This window comes from Paenibacillus sp. Soil766 (genome assembly GCF_001428105.1).
Classification (GTDB): domain Bacteria; phylum Bacillota; class Bacilli; order Paenibacillales; family NBRC-103111; genus Paenibacillus_E.
This window is the reverse complement of sequence record NZ_LMSJ01000016.1, coordinates 1-18,436: the sequence shown is the minus strand read 5'-3', so window position 1 is coordinate 18,436 and position 18,436 is coordinate 1. Positions and strand designations below refer to the sequence as shown.

At 43.8% G+C, this 18,436-nt stretch carries 16 protein-coding genes; 1 reads left to right on the top strand and 15 read right to left on the bottom strand.

What is annotated here, in order from left to right; genetic code table 11:
• Positions 1-12: 12 nt before the first annotated feature.
• The 8 genes from ASG89_RS13500 to ASG89_RS13465 all read right to left on the bottom strand — a co-directional run bounded on the left by ASG89_RS13500 (position 13) and on the right by ASG89_RS13465 (position 11,538).
• Positions 13-1,419 (bottom strand): ABC transporter substrate-binding protein, encoded by a 1,407-nt coding sequence (locus ASG89_RS13500; RefSeq protein ID WP_057311236.1) that lies wholly within the window; start codon positions 1,417-1,419, stop codon positions 13-15.
• A gap of 146 nt (positions 1,420-1,565) precedes the next feature.
• A complete protein-coding gene (locus ASG89_RS13495; protein WP_057311235.1) occupies positions 1,566-2,429 on the bottom strand; it encodes a carbohydrate ABC transporter permease in 864 nt (287 codons plus the stop codon).
• 16 nt (positions 2,430-2,445) lie between these two features.
• Positions 2,446-3,339, bottom strand: coding sequence for a carbohydrate ABC transporter permease (locus ASG89_RS13490; RefSeq protein ID WP_057311234.1), 894 nt, complete (start codon positions 3,337-3,339; stop codon positions 2,446-2,448).
• 188 nt (positions 3,340-3,527) lie between these two features.
• On the bottom strand, positions 3,528-6,683 hold the full coding sequence (locus tag ASG89_RS13485) for an alpha-mannosidase (RefSeq protein ID WP_057311233.1): 3,156 nt from the start codon (positions 6,681-6,683) through the stop codon (positions 3,528-3,530).
• Between the two features lie 114 nt (positions 6,684-6,797).
• Positions 6,798-8,222, bottom strand: a complete 1,425-nt coding sequence (locus ASG89_RS13480; RefSeq protein WP_057311232.1) for a PAS domain-containing sensor histidine kinase — start codon at positions 8,220-8,222, stop codon at positions 6,798-6,800.
• 250 nt (positions 8,223-8,472) lie between these two features.
• Positions 8,473-8,970: a hypothetical protein gene (locus ASG89_RS13475; protein ID WP_063867862.1), complete on the bottom strand. Its 498-nt coding sequence runs from the start codon at positions 8,968-8,970 to the stop codon at positions 8,473-8,475.
• Positions 8,971-9,136: 166 nt separating this feature from the next.
• A complete protein-coding gene (locus ASG89_RS13470; protein ID WP_321166503.1) occupies positions 9,137-9,622 on the bottom strand; it encodes a dual specificity protein phosphatase family protein in 486 nt (161 codons plus the stop codon).
• A 152-nt stretch (positions 9,623-9,774) separates the two neighbouring features.
• Entirely contained in the window at positions 9,775-11,538 is a 1,764-nt protein-coding gene (locus ASG89_RS13465; protein WP_057311229.1) for a glycoside hydrolase family 2 protein, read from the bottom strand.
• Between the two features lie 293 nt (positions 11,539-11,831).
• Here ASG89_RS13465 and ASG89_RS13460 point away from each other — a divergent pair, with 293 nt between their 5' ends.
• Complete coding sequence (locus ASG89_RS13460; RefSeq protein ID WP_157276644.1) at positions 11,832-12,542, top strand: YHYH domain-containing protein; 711 nt, start codon at positions 11,832-11,834, stop codon at positions 12,540-12,542.
• A gap of 140 nt (positions 12,543-12,682) precedes the next feature.
• Here ASG89_RS13460 and ASG89_RS13455 read toward each other — a convergent pair whose 3' ends face one another.
• The 7 genes from ASG89_RS13455 to ASG89_RS13425 form a co-directional block, all read right to left on the bottom strand.
• Positions 12,683-13,825, bottom strand: coding sequence for a chromate transporter (locus tag ASG89_RS13455; RefSeq protein ID WP_321166502.1), 1,143 nt, complete (start codon positions 13,823-13,825; stop codon positions 12,683-12,685).
• Positions 13,826-14,077: 252 nt separating this feature from the next.
• On the bottom strand, positions 14,078-14,341 hold the full coding sequence (locus tag ASG89_RS13450) for a MerR family transcriptional regulator (protein WP_057311227.1): 264 nt from the start codon (positions 14,339-14,341) through the stop codon (positions 14,078-14,080).
• A 33-nt stretch (positions 14,342-14,374) separates the two neighbouring features.
• On the bottom strand, positions 14,375-15,013 hold the full coding sequence (locus ASG89_RS13445; protein ID WP_057311226.1) for a GOLPH3/VPS74 family protein: 639 nt from the start codon (positions 15,011-15,013) through the stop codon (positions 14,375-14,377).
• A gap of 196 nt (positions 15,014-15,209) precedes the next feature.
• Entirely contained in the window at positions 15,210-16,031 is an 822-nt protein-coding gene (locus tag ASG89_RS13440; protein ID WP_235549752.1) for an SDR family oxidoreductase, read from the bottom strand.
• A 208-nt stretch (positions 16,032-16,239) separates the two neighbouring features.
• A complete protein-coding gene (locus ASG89_RS13435) occupies positions 16,240-16,851 on the bottom strand; it encodes a polysaccharide deacetylase family protein (RefSeq protein WP_082593071.1) in 612 nt (203 codons plus the stop codon).
• 205 nt (positions 16,852-17,056) lie between these two features.
• Complete coding sequence (locus tag ASG89_RS13430; RefSeq protein WP_268795623.1) at positions 17,057-17,953, bottom strand: DMT family transporter; 897 nt, start codon at positions 17,951-17,953, stop codon at positions 17,057-17,059.
• A gap of 43 nt (positions 17,954-17,996) precedes the next feature.
• Positions 17,997-18,436, bottom strand: a 440-nt coding sequence (locus ASG89_RS13425; protein WP_321166501.1) for an enolase C-terminal domain-like protein, incomplete at its 5' end; no start/stop codon positions are given.

Sequence of the window (18,436 nt, the reverse complement as noted above, 5' to 3'; positions counted from 1 at the left end):
TAAGCCCTCTTCCTATTTGGCCAGGCTGCCTTGCAGTTTACCCGAATCAAAGTTCGGATCTGCCTTCAACTTGGTTTCACCCGCGGCACGCGCTTTCTCCAATGCCGTGTTATAGCGAGTGCTCAAATCATTCAACTGTTTGTCCAAATCTCCGCCTTCAAGCATGTATTTAATAATGACGTTCCCTGTTTTCGTTCCTTCAACCTTCGTTTCGGCCACACCAGTCGGAGTAGTCGCATATAAAGCGTCGAATTTAGTTGGTAGGAAACCTTCAATACCTGGCATAGCTGGCTTTTTCGCAGCGGCATTCACATCCGCTACAATGGAGATCCCAAGGCCTTTTTCGTGATATTCCTTCTGGAAGTCAAGATTATAGATGTATTCTAAGAATTTCCATGCTTTATCTTTGTTTGGCGTGTCTTTGTTGATTCCAATATAGTTACCTGTATTAGCAACGGCTACAGTTCCTGTTTGTTTCCCGTCAATCGTTGGCGGCAGTGCTGCGCTCCAGTTCACTTTTGTCGGGAATTGGCTTTGGTACACAGCAGGTTCACCGGAGTGGTTAAAATACATGCCGATTTTTCCTGCCGCGAATTGCGCACGAAGCGGATCAATGTCGAGAGATTCAACACCAGGCAGCATGCTGCCGTCCTGCTTCATTTGGCGAAGCGCTTCAACAATCGGCTTATATGCAGCAAAATCGTACTGACCTGTTTTGTAATTATAACCATCTAACACGGAAGTTCCGCTGAATGATCCGATAGGATTGGCAATTCGTGAGAAGGCAGAGCTTGGATTTTTGAAGTTTTCTGCAAAACCGTAAGCTCCAATATCTTTGCCAGCTTCAGTTATTTTCTTAGCATCTTCAACCATTTCTTGAACCGTTCTTGGCGGTTCTGTGATTCCGGCTTTTTTGAATAAATCTACGTTATAAATTAATCTCCAGTATTGCCCTGTATTCGGAAGTGAATAAATTTTCCCGTCGACCATATTGCTATCTTCAACAAGCAAATTGTTATAGCGTTTCTTCATATCGTCAGTCATCAAATCGTTCAGAGGCAATAAGTAACCTTTCTTCACAAAGCCTGGGAAATCGTTGGTCCGGAAGATGTCAGGTGCTTGTTTACTCGCAAAAGCAATATCGACCGACTGGTTGAAATTATCAGCCATAACTGTCATTTCTACTTCAATATTGTCCTTATTCGTCTCATTGAACTTCTTAATAACTTCCTTCATATAATCAGCGTCATGGCGATCAATCGTCCAGTAAGTTAGTTTCGTCTTCTGTCCGCTTGCTGCAGGTGAAGTTGTTGAACTGGAGCTAGTATTCGTAGGCTGATCCGTTTGTCCGCCGCATGCTGCTAGTGAAGCTACCATGGTTACGCCAAGCAGTGTGTTCATTACTATCTTTTTATTCATGTCGTTAAACCCTCCTGTTTTCTCTTCCTATGATCGGATGCATGTATCTTGTAACTGTTTTCATGATACCGCTATATCGACTTCAACCGTGATTGACAAATCAACTTTCCATGTGGGGGAAAATAACTCTTTGTCTGTTTGTGTGGCTATCCTTTTACACTTCCTGCCGTTACCTGGATGAACGACTTATTCGCCAACACATAGACGACGAGAATTGGCAGGAAAGACAAACACGCCCCAGCCATCATGAGATGTGCCTCTGCAGCGGCGCCAATTCCGTAGCGCAAATTAGCTAGACCAACCGTCAACGTTTGCAGTTTCGGGTTCGTCATGGTGAAGACCAGCGGTAAGATATATTCATTCCAAGCACCGCGGAACGTGAATAAGGCCGTGACGCCCAGCGCAGGACGCAATAACGGCAGAATGATCCGCCAGTAAACAGTAAAGAAATTACAGCCGTCGATGTAGGCAGCCTCATCCAGATCCTTAGGTATCGCCTTAAAAAAGCCGATCAGCATAAAATAGATCACCGCATGCGAGCTGATCAGGATGATGATGACACCCCAAAGTGATTTGTTCAAACCAAGCTTGACCATGAGATTAAATTGCGGCATCAACACAACGGCGCCAATGGAAATAAACATCGTACTAGCTTGCAAGGATACATACAATCGTTTGCCTGGGAAATTCGTTCTGTCCACCGCATAAGCGGACATCGTTGCAACAAGCAGCGTTCCGATCGTCACGATGATGCTTACAAAGAGGCTGTTCCACGTAAACTGTGCGAAGTTAGCTTGCTTCCAAGCCGTTGCATAGTTCGAAAACTTCCAGATGGAAGGTAACAGCGTAGCCCCAGTCGTCAACTCTGCATTCGTTTTTACAGAGCCTAACATCGCCATAATAATGGGGAATATCGTGAAAAACGCGACTGCGATCAAAAATATCCATTTAATGCCATGCCCGATAATGCGGCCGCCCGAGAAACCGCCTGATTTTATGCTAGTAGTCATTGTATACCCTCCCCTGTTAATCCTGATTCAAACGTTTGGACATCTTGAAGTAAATAATCGTAATCAAGCCGACAATGAGTGCTGTTACGAAACCTGCAGCGCTACCGTAACCAATCTGCTGTACTGTCGGGGAAGTTGCTGAGACTGGGAAAAACAGCTTGTACACATAGAGATACATGACATCAGTTTTACCGAAAGGTCCGCCCTCGGTCATGACCATAATACTTTCATACCCTTTGAGGGAGTTGATAATGGCAAGCATAATGATCATTTGCAGGACAGGTCCGAGCATTGGAATCGTAATGTACCAAAACTTATGAATGACATTCGCGCCATCAATGGATGCACTCTCATATAAATCATCAGGAATACCTTGCAAGCCGGCAATGAATAGGAGCATATAGTTACCGATCGCGCCCCATATCGCCATAATAATAACGGTGATCATCGCATAATCAGGTCCTAGCCAATCGATCGACTTGGAGATGATACCATACTTGAGCAAGAATTGATTGAGAATTCCGTTATAGGAATTGAAAATCGTAAAAAATACGATCGCCATGACGGATGTGCTTATAATGGTCGGCATGAAGTACACAGCGCGCAATAGCACTTTCCCTTTAATCCCCTTGTTCAGAATGACAGCAAGGATAAGTGAAAGCGGCAGCACGATAATGAGCTTACCACTCGCATAGATGAGCGTATTGTACACGGAGTGCCAAAACTCTGTATCTCGCAGCAATCTTGTAAAATTATCAATTCCGATGAATTTCGCTTTGCCATACCCCTGATAATCGTAAAACATATAGCGAAGCGCCCAAATAAGCGGATATATACCTAGCGCCAATGTTAAAAATAGACTTGGAAAAATAAAAACATAGGAATTGAAGAGGGAATTCCTTTTGCGCATGTGTCATCTACTCCTTAAACTTAATATAGGTTAAGCATATTACAACCGCGCAGATAGGCGGGAGTGGTAATTCAACTATGTCCGTATGACAATTCAACTGTCTTCTTCATAGCGGGAAACCGCGGGAGATTCACAATAAAACGCAAACAGACCGCAAAGAAAATTTGCGGCCTTGTTTGTTTTTACGCTTATTTGAAATGAACAATAAATGTTCGAATCTCATAGGGATTCATCTGAACAGCTATTCTTGCGTCATGCTGCTGCTCGCCTTCAGGGCGTTCGAGCAGGTCACACTCCTGCCAAGACACGATCTCGGCGCCGCTCACAACCTCCAACGGTCCACTTATCCCAGCGAACTCGTGAATGCGCAAAATGACTGCATCCCCATCCTCCGCTAATTTAACCGCATCAATCATGACATGCTCACAGGACAGACGGAACAAGCTGAATGAAGATTTATCAGGTGTGCCAGACGCATACGTCAGTGGATTGTTTAGTGAGTATGCAGATTGTATCGTCTTTCCATCGTACCAATCGCCCACATGCGGCAGCAGTGAATACGTGAAGTGATGCTCACCAATATCCGCCGTAGGGTCAGGCACCATCGCAGACTTGATCAGCGTTAATCTCATCACATTGTCTTTGATGTCATACCCATATTTGCAATCATTCAGAAGGCTAACGCCGTAGCCTCGTTCCGACAAATCAGCCCACTGATGACCAACCGTCTCAAAGCGTGCATAATCCCAGCTAGTATTCCAATGCGTAGGACGCTTCACGTTGCCGAACTGGATATCATATGTTGCTTCTGTCGCCCGAATTCGCACTGGAAATGCTACTTTCAACAGTTTACGCGGCTCATGCCAATTAACCTGCGTCTTGAAATCGATTCTGCGGCTATGCGCATAGAGCACCATATCTTGTACAACAGTAGAATCCATGTAGGACCACTCGAAACGGACGATCGCAGCCAAAGCTCCCGTATCCGTTATTTCCATTCGGGTCAAACATGTCACTTCCTGTTTTTTCTCGGTATAAAAAATATCAATGTCCCACGCTTCATGCCGGCCCTTCGGCTTATCTTCAAACACTTCAAATCGGTTGCCTGTCTGACCCTCGGCGATGATTTCCCGGTTTTCTGTCCGATCGTAGAGTCGTTCAATCTGCCCGCTCGCATTCCATTCGATTTCGTAATAAGGGGTTATTATACCTTGCGGCAACTTTGTGAATGGGATTTCCTTCACCTTTTGCATATACGTATCCGCTCGATCCGCTTGCCGAATCACCGTGTATCCCATCGATGGAATCTTCTCTACCTTCACCAACTGTTTACCCTCAACTAGCTGAGTTTCTAGCGGACGGTTTTGAGCATCCAACCACAGGTCTTCCACGCCCGCTTCCCCCTGAGGCAAGCATACGAGATCCGTTTGCTCCCATGGAGAACTGTTGAACACCAGCACATCACACCCCTGTTTACCATCTGTTAAATAGGAAGCTGATAACTGCCACACTTTTTCTCCAATGGTATGCGCGTGACTGTATTCAACCCTACTGTCCTCGTAGACCTCTCGAATCGATGAACCTGGGATAATGTCATGGAACTGGTTTCGTAGAATAATTTTCCAACCTTCATTTAGAAGGAGAGAGCTCTCGCCATTCACCGCATGTGCGCTTGCGTTCAATAGACCGCTCATGACTTGCAGCCATTCCGTTTCTCGATACAGCAGCTCCAGCTTACGATTCATAAGCTTGTTATAGGCTTGACTTGTATACGTACCGCGGTGTAACTCTAGATACAACTCACCGTCCCATGTGTGCACATAGGATGTTGAGTCAGAAACCTGCTTATGCAACTTGTCAAAATATTCGTCGGCGCGCCCCGTCTTTACCGCGGGAATACCAGGTATTTGATCTAGCCTGCGCCTCATCTCAAGCATTTCCCGATTTACGCCGCCTCCGCCATCGCCGAACCCATAGGCGAGCAATAATGACGAATTGAGTGCCTTATCACGATACGCGTCCCAAATACCTTGGACTGAGGATGGTGTAACTTTCCCATTGTACGTATAGTAGAACGCTCCTTCACTGGATCCGGGATCCGGCGTTGTTATGAAATGGGTCAGTACTTCCGTTCCATCAATCCCTCTCCACATAAACGTGTCATGAGGCATACGATTATACTGATTCCAGCTGATTTTCGTCGTCATGAAGGATTCAATACCGGATTTCCGTAGGATTTGCGGCAGCGCCCAGCTGTAGCCAAACACGTCAGGCAACCACAAATATTTGCATTCAACGCCGAATTCCTCACGGAAAAATCGAGTTCCGTACAGAAGCTGCCGCACAAGCGATTCCCCGGAAGCTAAGTTGCAATCCGCCTCCAGCCACATCGCACCGCCTGCTTCCCATCGCCCTTCCTTTACACGTTCCTTGATGCGTTCATATATCTCCGGATAATCCGACTTCATATACTCATACAGCTGTGGCTGTGTTTGTAAGAAAATATACTCCGGGTATTGTTCCATTAAACGGAGCACGGTTGAAAAGGATCTCGCTGCCTTCTCCCTGGTATGCTTAAGCTGCCAGAGCCAAGCGACGTCAATATGTGTATGCCCAATGCATTGAACAACAACCGCGTGCAGCTTCGGCATGGATGACAGTGCACTTTGCAACTGCTCCTGAGCTCTCGCCACCGTATTGTAAAAAGCATCACTCCCTGGCCTCGACCAATCGAGCAACAGAAAAGCTTGATCCAATATAGACAGTAGTTCGTGTCTTTCCGGACGACGTTCATCCAAGATGCGAATCGTTTCCAGTAATGCTTTACCCGTATAGTACAAATCGTCACAGGCTTCATCCAGCCAGCACACAGCTGCCAATTCCAGCTTGCTTTCCATTTCACGGGAACTTTGGTAGCCTCCTAATCCAGACCATAAGCGGAAGCGAAGCTGTACCTCGGAACCAATCACTTCTTCAGGGAAAAATACTTCGTCATGATTCGAGTCCACACCCTGATACGGCTCTCCGTTCAGAAAAAGAAGTGATTCGAAACCGCTATTCGTGCCTTCTCCCGTTTGTCCCAACTTAAACCGGCCGAGCACCTTCTTGCCTTTCCACTCGTCAGGAATAAATAAATCCGCAGCTAGCCAATAATAAACATCGCGGCCTTTCCAACGATCTCCGATTTGAATCGACTGCCACTCGCCATCTTCGGAAGGATAAGCTCCAGTGACGCCATCGGCATCTAGTTTGATCCGAAACGTATCTATAAACCTTTCACCACGATATCGAAAAGGTTCCAATTCATTCATTCGTGCTTGCAACTTCTCTACTGTCCAAAACATTAGAATATTCCCTTCTTCCATACAGGTTATGAATATTCTAAGGGATAACCGCCTTTGGACGTGATAGGTAAATGAATGATTCATACGGGGTAAATTCATTTTTTTATTCCCATTTTACTTTTCAATTGAAGTTACAGGCAGTTCTATTTCAACCGTAGTCCCCTGATTTATTTTACTCAGAATCGTTAATTTGCCTCCATGTCCTTCAATAATTCGCTTGCAAACCATTAATCCTAAACCGGTTCCATTCGCCTTTGTGGTGAAAAACGGTTCCCCTAACTGGGTTAATCGTTCTTCAGAAATCCCTATTCCTTGATCTTTGATACTAATAACCAAAGCCTGCTGGAAGGAATTTCTGAATGATATGTGGATTAATCCCCCACTTTCCATGGATTCAATCGCATTCTTCAACACATTGATTAACACTTGTTTGATTTGGTCCGGATTACAAGAGATGATCGGGATTTCTTGATCCAATTCCAATTGGATTTGAACGTTATACAAATGAGCATGCGGTTGTAAAAACCCAATGACACTTTGAACAAGCTCTAGAACCTTACTCTCTATATAGTAATTCAGATGTGGCTTTGCTAACGTCATAAATTCATTGACGACATAATTAATATGTTCAAGCTCTTCCATCATCACATCAACGTAGTCAGTATTTCTAGTTTTAAGTAGTTGTACGAATCCCTTCAAGGAAGTCAATGGATTACGTATATCATGTGCAATACCAGCAGCCAATTGACCAATGAGCGACAATTTCTCTGATCTTATAATCGCTTCCTCGGACTTTTTACGCTCTGTGAGATCACGAATTACGCTCTGTACGACCGGATTCCCCATATTTTTATAGACATATATAGAGGATATTTCTGCATCGAAAAAAGTGCCGTCAAACTTACGCATCTTTCTCTCAAAAAATTCACTATAGTTATCCTGATCCGTCTGCATAACCTGCTGAAGTCGCGCAACAATGAGGTTCTTATCCGCTGGGCAGAAAAATTCATAGATGGATTTCCCTTTGAAATCGTCTGATGAAGCTCCGCCAAAAAGTTTGCAACAAGCATCATTCACAAACTGAATGAACCCATCCTTGTGTAGCACAATGGGTTCTGGGTTAAGTTTGAGCAACTTCCTAAACTGTTTTTCCCTTTCTAGCAGTTCGTCTTCCGCTTTTTTCCTTTCACTGATGTCCCTTTCCACACCGACAAATCCAATAACCAAACCATCGTTATTTTTCACAGGTGAAACAGTAACACTCGCGTAAAAGGTAGAGCCGTCTTTTCTAAGTTTTATTGCTTCGAAATTCTTGATTGGCTCGCCGTTGATTAATGATTGATAGAGTTGAAGCGCATCTGCTTTATCCTGTTCTAGCACCATCGGCAATATGGTCCCGATAACTTCATCCCTAGTCCAGCCGTGTAACTCTTCAAATTTCTTATTCACCTCTAACACAGCACCATGTACATCCACAATGACAATACCATCGGAAGTTAAGTTCATTAAGGAATCTATTAAGTATTCTTTCAGTCTCATGCGGCAAACGTCCCCTAATTAAAATAATTAAGTTTTTTATTCGTCCCCTTTTGGAAAAATCCTCTTATTTAACGTCAAAACCTAACTTAGCGACATATAAATCCGTCTGACCAAGCGTTGTATATTCCATAGTGATAGAAATCCAAAAACTTTCAGATCCTTAATTACTACAAAAAAACAAGGCTATCTCTTAGGTCTTTTTAGACCTTTTGAGACAGCCTCTATTAGCTTAAACCTGGACATATTTCATTTAGTGCACTTCTACAACCACGCTGCCGAATAGCTTTTCATCTACAAAAGCTTCTAATCTCCATAAACCTTTCGAAGGTAACGACATCATTGATGGCATTCTACCTACTTTATCATTATCTTCTATAGCGGTATTTGGAATACCAATCCCACCATCAAACACATCCGCTTTTTGCCCCGTTTGTTTGCTAACTCCGATTATCTTTACTCTTTTACCAAATAAATTTCGTGTTTCTTCTGGTGTTTCAGCCCAAAAATGCCACATATACTTTTGTTTTTTACCAGGATAAAACCGAGTTACATCTTTATCGTCATAAATAAATCCGATTTTGCCCTGTTCACCGATCATCATATAATCATCATATTTAAAAATACTGCTTACTTGCCAAGACTCATTTCGTACGTTTGGGCTCTCATTGATCACTACGTTTGATTCAGTTTTAGAACAACCGATTAAGAGAATTAGTACTATTATGTATACCAATCTCAATCTCATCATGTTACCTCCTCTTTTCCAATGAAAGGTTAACAATTATCTAGTTCTAAACTTATCATAATAACCATTTTTCAACAATGATTGCCCTCCCAGTTCAATAATTGTTAACTTAAGCCGATACGTTTTGTCACATTTTTCAATCTTAGGATAGGTTCAATTACTTTTATGATCAATTTCCATCAAAGATTTTCTCTAGAGCTTCGCGTTGCGGAGGCTTGATATTTACTTTTGGGCGTATGCTTTTGGCAATTGCCTCGGCTTCATCAAGGGTCTTTGCTTTGCCTAATGTGATTAGGGTTCCAGCAGCCACTGCACCGGCTCGACCGCCGCCACCACCGCAGTGAAAACCAACCTTTTTACCGCTTTGGTACGCCTCGACCACATGGTGAATCGCTTTCTGGAACAGTTCATCCTGCTGACCCTCCGCATTGTCTCCCAAGGGGATTTTAATCCACTCAACTTTAGCGTTTGGATCTGCGCATTCCGTCGCTTCGCCGCGTAGATCTACAATAACTTCTACGACTTCGTTTTTCACCATGTCTGCAACGTCCGAAGCGCCTCCGAAGAATATCTTATCGTCAATAAGGCTCTGATAGTTTTTTGGCATGTCGTTCTCCTTTCGTTTATTGATATCGTTTTGAGATTCTATTGCCATAAAATCTCGTCCATGATGAAGATAAAATTATTCTACCACATTGAAGGGAAATTCCATCCTTCGAAAAATAAGAAAAAAATAAAAGCCTGATTCCTCAGGCTTTTACAGTGAAATAATGTAGATACATTTGTGACATTGGCCACTCAGATCTTCTACTGCTTGGTGATTTTTTTAATTTTCTCCATCGCTATCTTCGGTTCACGTTGAATCGTTAACAAGCCATTCACTTCTTGCTGCACGTCGGTCAGCTGCGTGTAGCAGAAACCGCTAACGTACGCTAAGTTTTTGATAGCTTGGGTAATGCTTTCATAACGCGCCAAAAATTCTTCTTCATTTTTCACTTGGTTGCCGTATCCCCAACCCTCTTCGCTCTTGAACGCGATACCGCCATACTCACTAATGATGACCGGCTGTCCCTGATAGCTGTAGCCATTAGCAAAAGGATATCGATGTTTGTCATGCGCAATTTCATTGCTAAGCAGCACTTCTTTATCCTTGTAACGAGCCTCGAGTACGGGGCCTAGCTCCTCGTAATCATGCAGCGTTATGATATCCGAAACCGTGTGCTCCCAACCATCATTCACAACAACAGGCCGCATTTGGTCATACGACTTGGTTAAATGATAGATGGATTCGGTGAACTGCTGCTGCTTCCGGTCCGAAGAGATGTTCGAAATGCCCCACGATTCATTGAACGGCACCCATGTAATAATGCTCGGATGATTATAATGCTGGCGCACAACTTCGGTCCATTCCATGGTGAGTCGATGTACGGCATCATCTCCGAACTCATACGCGGCTGGAAACTCAGACCATACTAAGAGCCCTTTGCGGTCAGCCCAGTACAGGAACCTCGGATCTTCCAGCTTCTGATGCTTACGTACACCGTTAAATCCAAGGGCGAATGTTTTCTCAATATCTTCAATAAGGGCTTCCTCGGAAGGCGGCGTCAGATGGGTATCTTCCCAGTACCCTTGATCGAGGAGCAGTCGTTGATAAATCGGCTGATTATTGAGGAGGATCCGATTGCCTTTAATCTGAATGCTGCGCATGCCGAAATAGGTATAGACCGTGTCGACCGGCTGGCCGTCCTTTTTCAGGATAACTTCTACATCGTATAAATTTGGATGATTGGGATGCCAAGCGTGAACCTTCCACTCGTAGGCATTGTTTACTACGCTCAAATCCTTCTTCACGAACTTGCTATCAACTTTTGTTTCGATTGAGCTAATCAGATTACCATCGTATCGGACATTTGTCAGCAGCGTCAATCCTTCGAAAGATCGAACGGTACTTCCTAGCTCGTATTCGAACGTTACGGACGCTTCCTCCAGCTTCGGTGTCATCTTCGCTCGGCTTACATACAATGCATCGACGTATTCCAGCCATACGGACTGCCAGATGCCTGTCGTCTGCACATACCAGCAGCCATAGTTCTTGCCGACCCAGCGTTGCTTGCCGCGCGGCTGCATCGTACTGTTGCCATCCTCAACTCGGACGGTAATGCGGTTATCACCGCCTGGCTCAACAGCATCTGTAATATCAAAAGAGAATGCAGAATAGCCGCCCTCATGTGAGCCGATATAAGTCCCATTCACCCAGAGTTTAGTCAAATAGTCGACAGCTTGAAAATGAAGCACTACACGCTTTTCATTCGTATCTACCGGAATAGGCACGATCCGTTCGTACCAAACGCATGGATGGAAATTCTCTTCGCAGATGCCGCTTGCTTTCGTCTCGTATGTAAATGGAACTTGAATTGTCCGATCCGCATTGAGCTTGCTGTACCAATTCTTCCGTTCTCCTTCGAACGAATCATCGAAACAGAAACTCCACTCCCCATTCAACAATTGCCATTCGTCGCGCACCCATTGCGGTCGCGGGTAATTTTTAACATACTTATGCGAGCTGGTCATATTGTGAAAATCCTCCTTTTAATTAACTTTAAAATTAACTAAATAATGAGAAAATTTGTTTATTGTACACATTATTCTAAATTCCAAGCATGTTGTCAACATAAAGTTTATTAGTTAACTAAAATGTTACGCAATGAACGATTGAATGGGAAATGCAAAAAGCCCCTTGCGGACTAACTTCCGCTGAGGCAGTTGTGTCGTGATGCCCATTTGAATAAATTTAACTACCTTAACGCCATTTTGTGGTGTTATACTCTTATAGGTATATTTTACTATTTGTAGGAGGCGTTATTTTGAAAGCCAAAGTTTTATTCATTTCGATTGCACTAATTTTTACATTCGCTACAACTGCATTCGCACACTCAGGTAGGACTGACTCAAGCGGAGGCCACAATTGTTCAGCGAGTTCTGTAGCAAAAGGGCTTTGTTCAGGTTACCATTATCATAATGGTGGAAGTTCAAGTGGTTCTAGCAGTTCCGGAGGCTCGAGTAATTCGGGGGGAAGCACATACACATCTCCGTCGACAAAAAATCCTGTTGTTGAACCCAAAAAGGAAGTTGATAATCGTTTAAAAGCTGTCTTACCCACTTACAAAATCAAGGTGAATGGCACCGATATAAATAACTTGTATGCGGAATATCCGGTATTGTCCTACAAAGATATCACTTACTTCCCAATGACTTGGGCATACACGCAAGCCTTAGGTTTAGACACGAATTGGAGTAATGAAGCAGGGTTCTCAATTAGAAAATCAGATAATAAGGTAGCAGCTCTCAGCCAAAAAACCGCTTCATATAACAGCCCCCTTTCCGAATATATTATTGACCTTCCAACGTTTAATATCTTTATTAATGATACTTGGCTAGATAATTATAAAGAAGACTATCCTGTAATTATTTATAAGGATATTACCTACTTCCCAATGACTTGGAAATTCGCAGTTGAAGAACTCGGACTGACGGTTAATTATGATTCAACTAACGGATTTAGCATAAAAAAATAAGAAAAAAGCAGAAACGATTTTTAAAATCGGCTCTGCTTTTTTTGTTTCGTGGAGATGACATAACGGCTCTAAGTAACTCTTTCTAAATTATCACAAATTGAATCAGCTGCCAAATAAAGCCAAAATTTGTTCTCTTTGGACTAGGAAAAAACAGAAATAAATGCCCCACTGCAAGCTGAGAATAACACGACAGCCCAAGGAGGGAGCTTCCATAACATGAGTAGCCCAAAGGCGGCAAGCACAAGACAAAAATCGAGAGGCGTATGAATTGCACTGATCCACACCGGATTAAACAAAGCAGCAAGCAAGATTCCTACAACTGCAGCGTTAATGCCTTTTAGAATGGATTGAAAGTTGTGGTGACGACGAATCGCATTCCACAATGGTAAAGAGCCCGTAACTAATAAGAAGGATGGCAAGAACATCGCGATAAGTGCAAGGAGCCCTCCTTTCCATCCATTCATTACAGTCCCTATGTAGGACGAAAAGGTAAACAATGGACCAGGTACGGCTTGAGCCGCACCATATCCAGCAAGAAATTGGGAGTCTGTCAGCCACCCAGGCGGGACTACTTCAGCTTGAAGCATTGGTAGTACAACATGCCCTCCACCAAAAACCAGAGACCCGACGCGAAAAAAACTATCAAACAAAGCCAGAAAGTGTGAATTTACAATTTGCCTTAGCATGGGTAATCCGATCAATAATCCGAAAAATAATATCCATGCGATAATGGCTACACGTCGGCTGATCGAGATGCCAATCTGAGGAATATCTGGAATCTCAGATTTTGCTATAAATAACCTACCGAATACTCCCGCAACCGCAATAAGAATCAGTTGTCCATAAGCTGGTGTCCATAGTAGGGCAACAATGGCGGTTAAGATCGCAATCGACCCCCGGGTACGATCAGGAGCAAGGGTACGCGCCATTCCCCAAACTGCCTGCGCAACTACAGCAACCGCCACGATCATTAACCCATGAAGCCATCCTGCATTGCCTATCTCGAAATTCTTTAACACATATGCGAAAATCATTAACGCTAAAGCAGATGGTAAAGTAAATCCACACCACGATGCAACCCCGCCTAGTAATCCGCCGCGCATGATCCCAATTGAAATTCCAACTTGGCTGCTTGCTGGCCCTGGTAGTAATTGGCATAGTGCGACTAAGTCAGCATAGCTTTTTTCATCCAACCATTTTCTTCGTTTCACATATTCATCTCGGAAGTATCCTAAATGCGCAATCGGACCGCCAAATGAAGTCAATCCTAGTTTGCTAGACACCACTAGAATTTCTAAAATTGTGCTTAACCTTTTTTTCTGTGACTGTTCGCTTTTTCTCTGCAAATTACTGTCCATGGTTTCCGCCTTTTTATTTCCATATCAAAACACGTAATCATTATATCACGCAGAGACCGACACCAATTTTGATTTATTATTAAGGATAAGGACACCCTCCCCTTCCTGAGTTTGGAGATCTAATCTCTCGGGCAATCCAGGAAAAAGGAACTATTCGAGATGTTTTGTGTGATGCCTCTATCCCAAACATAATTTTTCCTTAATTTGTTTAATAGTCAATCCTTCTACTTCTTTCATTAAACGAATTTCCTCAAGCCGCTTTAGAGCTAATTCACGCGGGTATCTTCTTGTTAGTCTTGTATCCTCTTGCTCAAACGAGATCATGGCCTCTTCCGTGTAATATTTAATGGTACTATATCGAACTCCAGAAAGTTCAACCAACTCACTGATACTTACATACTCTGATGATAAAATTTTATCTAAACTTCGCTTTCGCCCCATTTTTTCACCCCTATGTTGCTGCAAGACTTGAAGCTATAAGCCAGATTCAAGATTTTGGATAGCGATATCAACCGTTCTAATTTTTTTAAAAATGTCCTCTTTTCGCAATATCTCTAGTTTTTGCTTTAACGTTTTTTGTTCGTAATCAGAAAAATAATCGTTTAGCATATTTTTAGTATTTAAAAATGACACTAAGGCTAAGGTATGTTCTTCTACATTCCCTTGTTCTAATAACTCTGCACGAATCTTCTCAACGAGGTGATTCCGTGTATTTGCTACATCCGAATATTTCTTTACTGGAACAAAGAATAAAAATTCCGTATTTTCAATCTCTAGAACTCCTTTATCTACAAGGCTTTCTACAACCATTTTATAAATTTCACCTTGTCTATAGTAAAAGTAAGAAACCCATTTCTTTAGCTTCTTCGGTTTCTCAGCAGCAATTATTTCAAGTAATCGGTCAAGATATTTTTCACCTGTGGATGTAGAATTCGAAATTCTGACCGTATCATCGTTTTCAAATGTAACGTTGCCATTTATTGAAAGTTCCACAATACAAGCCATTATTGTATACAAGGCAACATGCATACGAAACATCGACTTTATTTTATGCGTTTCACGATCTAATGCAAGTAAGACGAACTCTTGCGGAATTGATAAGTTTTTTAACATGGTCGTATCATCCTTTCGAAGATTTTTTACTTACTACTTACTACTTACTACTTATCACTTATCACTTATCACTTACTACTTATCACTTATCACTTACTACTTACTATATGGCACTAAATGCAAAAAGTCAAAAGGTAAAAAGGTAAAAAAAGCCCGCGATTTACGCGGACTTCATTCGAACAAATTTCAGTTTTTACTATTTGGACTGGCTTAGCATGCGGTCAACAGTCTTACTAAGCTGGCTGAAAATAAAGTTCGGCGCGACTCGGCTCATCATTTTTAAAGCATTGCTTTGGCCGGGCCGGATTTCGTATTGGTCACTCTTCATTCCTTTGATTGCATAACTCACCATGTCAGTGACTGGCATCGCCTTTGAACCTGACATATCTGTCGGATCAAATGAATCTACCAGCGGAGTTTCTGTCAACGGCGGAGCCAGCTCGAATACCGATACTTTGGTGTTTTTTAGCTGTGCTCTGAGCGAAAGCGTATAAGAATGAATGCCGGCCTTCGCTGCACAATAAATAGGCGAAATCGGGAGAGGCACGAACGCAAGGCCTGATGAGACATTTACGATCGCAGCCGATTCTTGCATTTTCAAATGTGATAAAAATTGCTGCACCATCCAGATCGGACCACTAAGGTTCGTTGCGATCTCGCTGTTCAAATCCGCCATGTCGGTATTGTCAGCATGAAGATTTATTTTTCGCATCAAGCCTGCGTTATTAATCAAAACATTGAGCTTAGGAAATTGCTTCACTACCTCAGCATACAAGGCTGCAATCGCTTGAGGATTTCCTGCATCACTCTGAAATGCATGTACGGTTGGCAGCTTTTTCTTAGTCACATCAAGCTTAGCTTGATCCCGCCCTGTGATAATTACAGTATTCCCTAGTTCCAACAGCTGACTTGCAAATTCGAAGCCAATGCCGGATGACCCGCCCGTAACTAGAACAGTATTGCCGCTCATTTTCATTAAATTCCACTCGTCCCTTCCATCTCCATAAGTAAGATACATGCTACCAATAAGTTTACATGAAGTTTATATCGATAGGAAGGCATCCTGAAATTGAAATAAAAAATCTTCACATCATTATCTCAAAGCATCACTTTACTGAACTAACTTATCCAGGAAATGGACGGTGTTACGCAGCTTCTCCATTGACACTCAATATTTATTTTGCCAATCAGTCCGATTGGGTGATGTCCCAATTGCTATTCCTTACTTACTCCGCCATTTGCAAGAGCTCACTAACCGTTACAAGCTGATAACCTTGGGCTGTTAATTCATTAGCCAAAATTCGAACAGCCTCTATAGTTTGGGAGCGATCTCCAAAGCCATCATGAAAAAGTAAAATGCTCCCGCATCCAATCTGTGCTCTGGTTACCTCAAGAATATGGTCAACTCCAGGCAACTCCCAATCCCTTGCTCCTCCATTAACAGATCCAATGACTGGATACGCAAATTTGTCAGTAACCGCATGAACTTCCGTGTTGTAGTCCAAATAAGGAGGACGCATGACAACTGGCGGGGTGCCTGTTACCTGTGTAATCAAGCTGTCCGTATCCCGAAGTTCACGTTCACACTCTTCCAAGCTAATTTGGGTCATAAATGGATGGGAGTAAGTATGGTTTCCAATCTCATGTTTCCTGAGATGAACATCACGCGTTGTCTCGGGATACAGTTCGATTTGTTTTCCCATCATAAAGAAAGTAGCCCGGCCGCCAACCTCATCGAAAATATCTAACAATTGAGGCGTATACTCGGGGTTAGGACCATCGTCAAATGTAAACGCAATAGCTTTTTGTGATGTTGAAACTTGTTGAATAATTTTCATACGCCTAGTCCCCCTCATCCTTTGTCAATCAAAAAAGAAACAAAAAATACCGCGCTGTAAAGCCGTTCTTCACCTCAATATTAACACATATTGGAAGTGATCTGCCCAGTAGTTTACCTCCAATTGATTTCATCCATTAGAACTTGAGGAAATCAACGCAAAGACCCCATCCGACGGATGGGGATTCTTCGCACGAGTGGAACATTCAACGATCAAGTGTAGCTTCTTTTCGCGGTCTGCTGGATTTGAGTGGTATGGCAGCAGTCAACGTTGCCACGATCAGCAGCAAACCGCAGAGCAGCACGCGGAACGAAGGCTTGTTCCCGAGCAGCGCATAATCGAGCGCCGCAGTTACGGCAGGCTCCAAGCAGAACAAGATCGAGACAGTAATCGGCGGCAGTCGGCGCTGACCATGAACCTGCAGTAGATTGGCCGCGAGCGACACGAACACGACCATATAGGCGATGCCAGCGAGTGTCTCCGGCTGGGATGTCAAAGCCGATAGTGCTGCCGCCTCTTTGTTGAAGATTGCGTAGACGGCCGCTGCCGCAGCGAAAAACAACGTGCAGCCTGCAATGCCCAAAAAGGAAACTTGCGAAACCGTCGCCCGCTCCTCCGCTAGCAATCGATGGGTCAAGACGATTGAGTAGGCATACCCAATCATGCCGATAAAAGCCAAGCCATCGCCTAGATTTAAGCCTTGTTCCTGTGGCCCGATCAATAAAGCAATGGCGGCTATCGCGATAACGATCGCCACTTTCTCTTGCCGTGTCGGCTTGCATCGGTCATACACCCAGCGCAATAGCGGAACCACGCCGATGATGAAGCTGTTAATGACCACGACACGCGTCGGGGTCGTCAACTGTACCGCGTAAATAGAGAAGAAGCCCAACACGAAATTGGCCAATCCCAGGCCGACCAAGCCCATTCGCCAGATCCGGCCCGGCATTGCCCGAAGTGATCGATGGAAGATAGCTAGGTACACCAACGACACAGCAACATACCGCCAAAATTGAAACAGCAGCTGGGGATACTCTGCAGTCGTGGATTTCATAACGATATAGGATAGCCCCCAGATCAATACCGCGCCAAGCACGGCCAAATATCCAAACAAATCGTTGCCTCCTTATTTGCTTACGCGACGGTCACTTACAACTGAGTGACCAACCGTTCTCTCCGACCTTTTGCTTATGGAACGATTCGTCAAGATGCAGCCCGAAGCCCGGCGCTTCCGGCAGCGTCAGCACACCGTTACGTATCTGATAAGCGGAGGCGTCTAAACCTGGGACATCAGCTTGGTCCCATTCGACAAACTGAAAACCGCGAATAGCGGCAGCCAAATGACCGGTTACATAGTTGCCGATAATATTGCCGTAGCTGTGAGGTGCAGAGGCTGCGCCCCAGCTGTCCAGCTTAGCTCCGATCTCTAACCAGGCTGAGAAGCCCGGATGGATAATATCGTATTGAATGACGTCGACGATTCCCGCTTTGGCCCAGTCCATCAGCCTTGGATCGGCCTGTCCTTCACCGTCGGCAATTTTGACGGACAACCCGTTCTTCTGCATCCATTCCTTCAGATTTTCGT

What these genes read in the sequence shown, in the direction of transcription:
- ASG89_RS13445 (WP_057311226.1), bottom strand. Translation starts at nt 15,013, where the DNA reads ATGTTAAAAAACTTATCAATTCCGCAAGAGTTCGTCTTACTTGCATTA.
- ASG89_RS13480 (WP_057311232.1), bottom strand. Translation starts at nt 8,222, where the DNA reads ATGAGACTGAAAGAATACTTAATAGATTCCTTAATGAACTTAACTTCC.
- ASG89_RS13485 (WP_057311233.1), bottom strand. Translation starts at nt 6,683, where the DNA reads ATGTTTTGGACAGTAGAGAAGTTGCAAGCACGAATGAATGAATTGGAA.
- ASG89_RS13440 (WP_235549752.1), bottom strand. Translation starts at nt 16,031, where the DNA reads ATGTATCTTACTTATGGAGATGGAAGGGACGAGTGGAATTTAATGAAA.
- ASG89_RS13470 (WP_321166503.1), bottom strand. Translation starts at nt 9,622, where the DNA reads ATGGCAATAGAATCTCAAAACGATATCAATAAACGAAAGGAGAACGAC.
- ASG89_RS13465 (WP_057311229.1), bottom strand. Translation starts at nt 11,538, where the DNA reads ATGACCAGCTCGCATAAGTATGTTAAAAATTACCCGCGACCGCAATGG.
- ASG89_RS13435 (WP_082593071.1), bottom strand. Translation starts at nt 16,851, where the DNA reads ATGAAAATTATTCAACAAGTTTCAACATCACAAAAAGCTATTGCGTTT.
- ASG89_RS13490 (WP_057311234.1), bottom strand. Translation starts at nt 3,339, where the DNA reads ATGCGCAAAAGGAATTCCCTCTTCAATTCCTATGTTTTTATTTTTCCA.
- ASG89_RS13475 (WP_063867862.1), bottom strand. Translation starts at nt 8,970, where the DNA reads ATGATGAGATTGAGATTGGTATACATAATAGTACTAATTCTCTTAATC.
- ASG89_RS13495 (WP_057311235.1), bottom strand. Translation starts at nt 2,429, where the DNA reads ATGACTACTAGCATAAAATCAGGCGGTTTCTCGGGCGGCCGCATTATC.
- ASG89_RS13500 (WP_057311236.1), bottom strand. Translation starts at nt 1,419, where the DNA reads ATGAATAAAAAGATAGTAATGAACACACTGCTTGGCGTAACCATGGTA.
- ASG89_RS13450 (WP_057311227.1), bottom strand. Translation starts at nt 14,341, where the DNA reads ATGGGGCGAAAGCGAAGTTTAGATAAAATTTTATCATCAGAGTATGTA.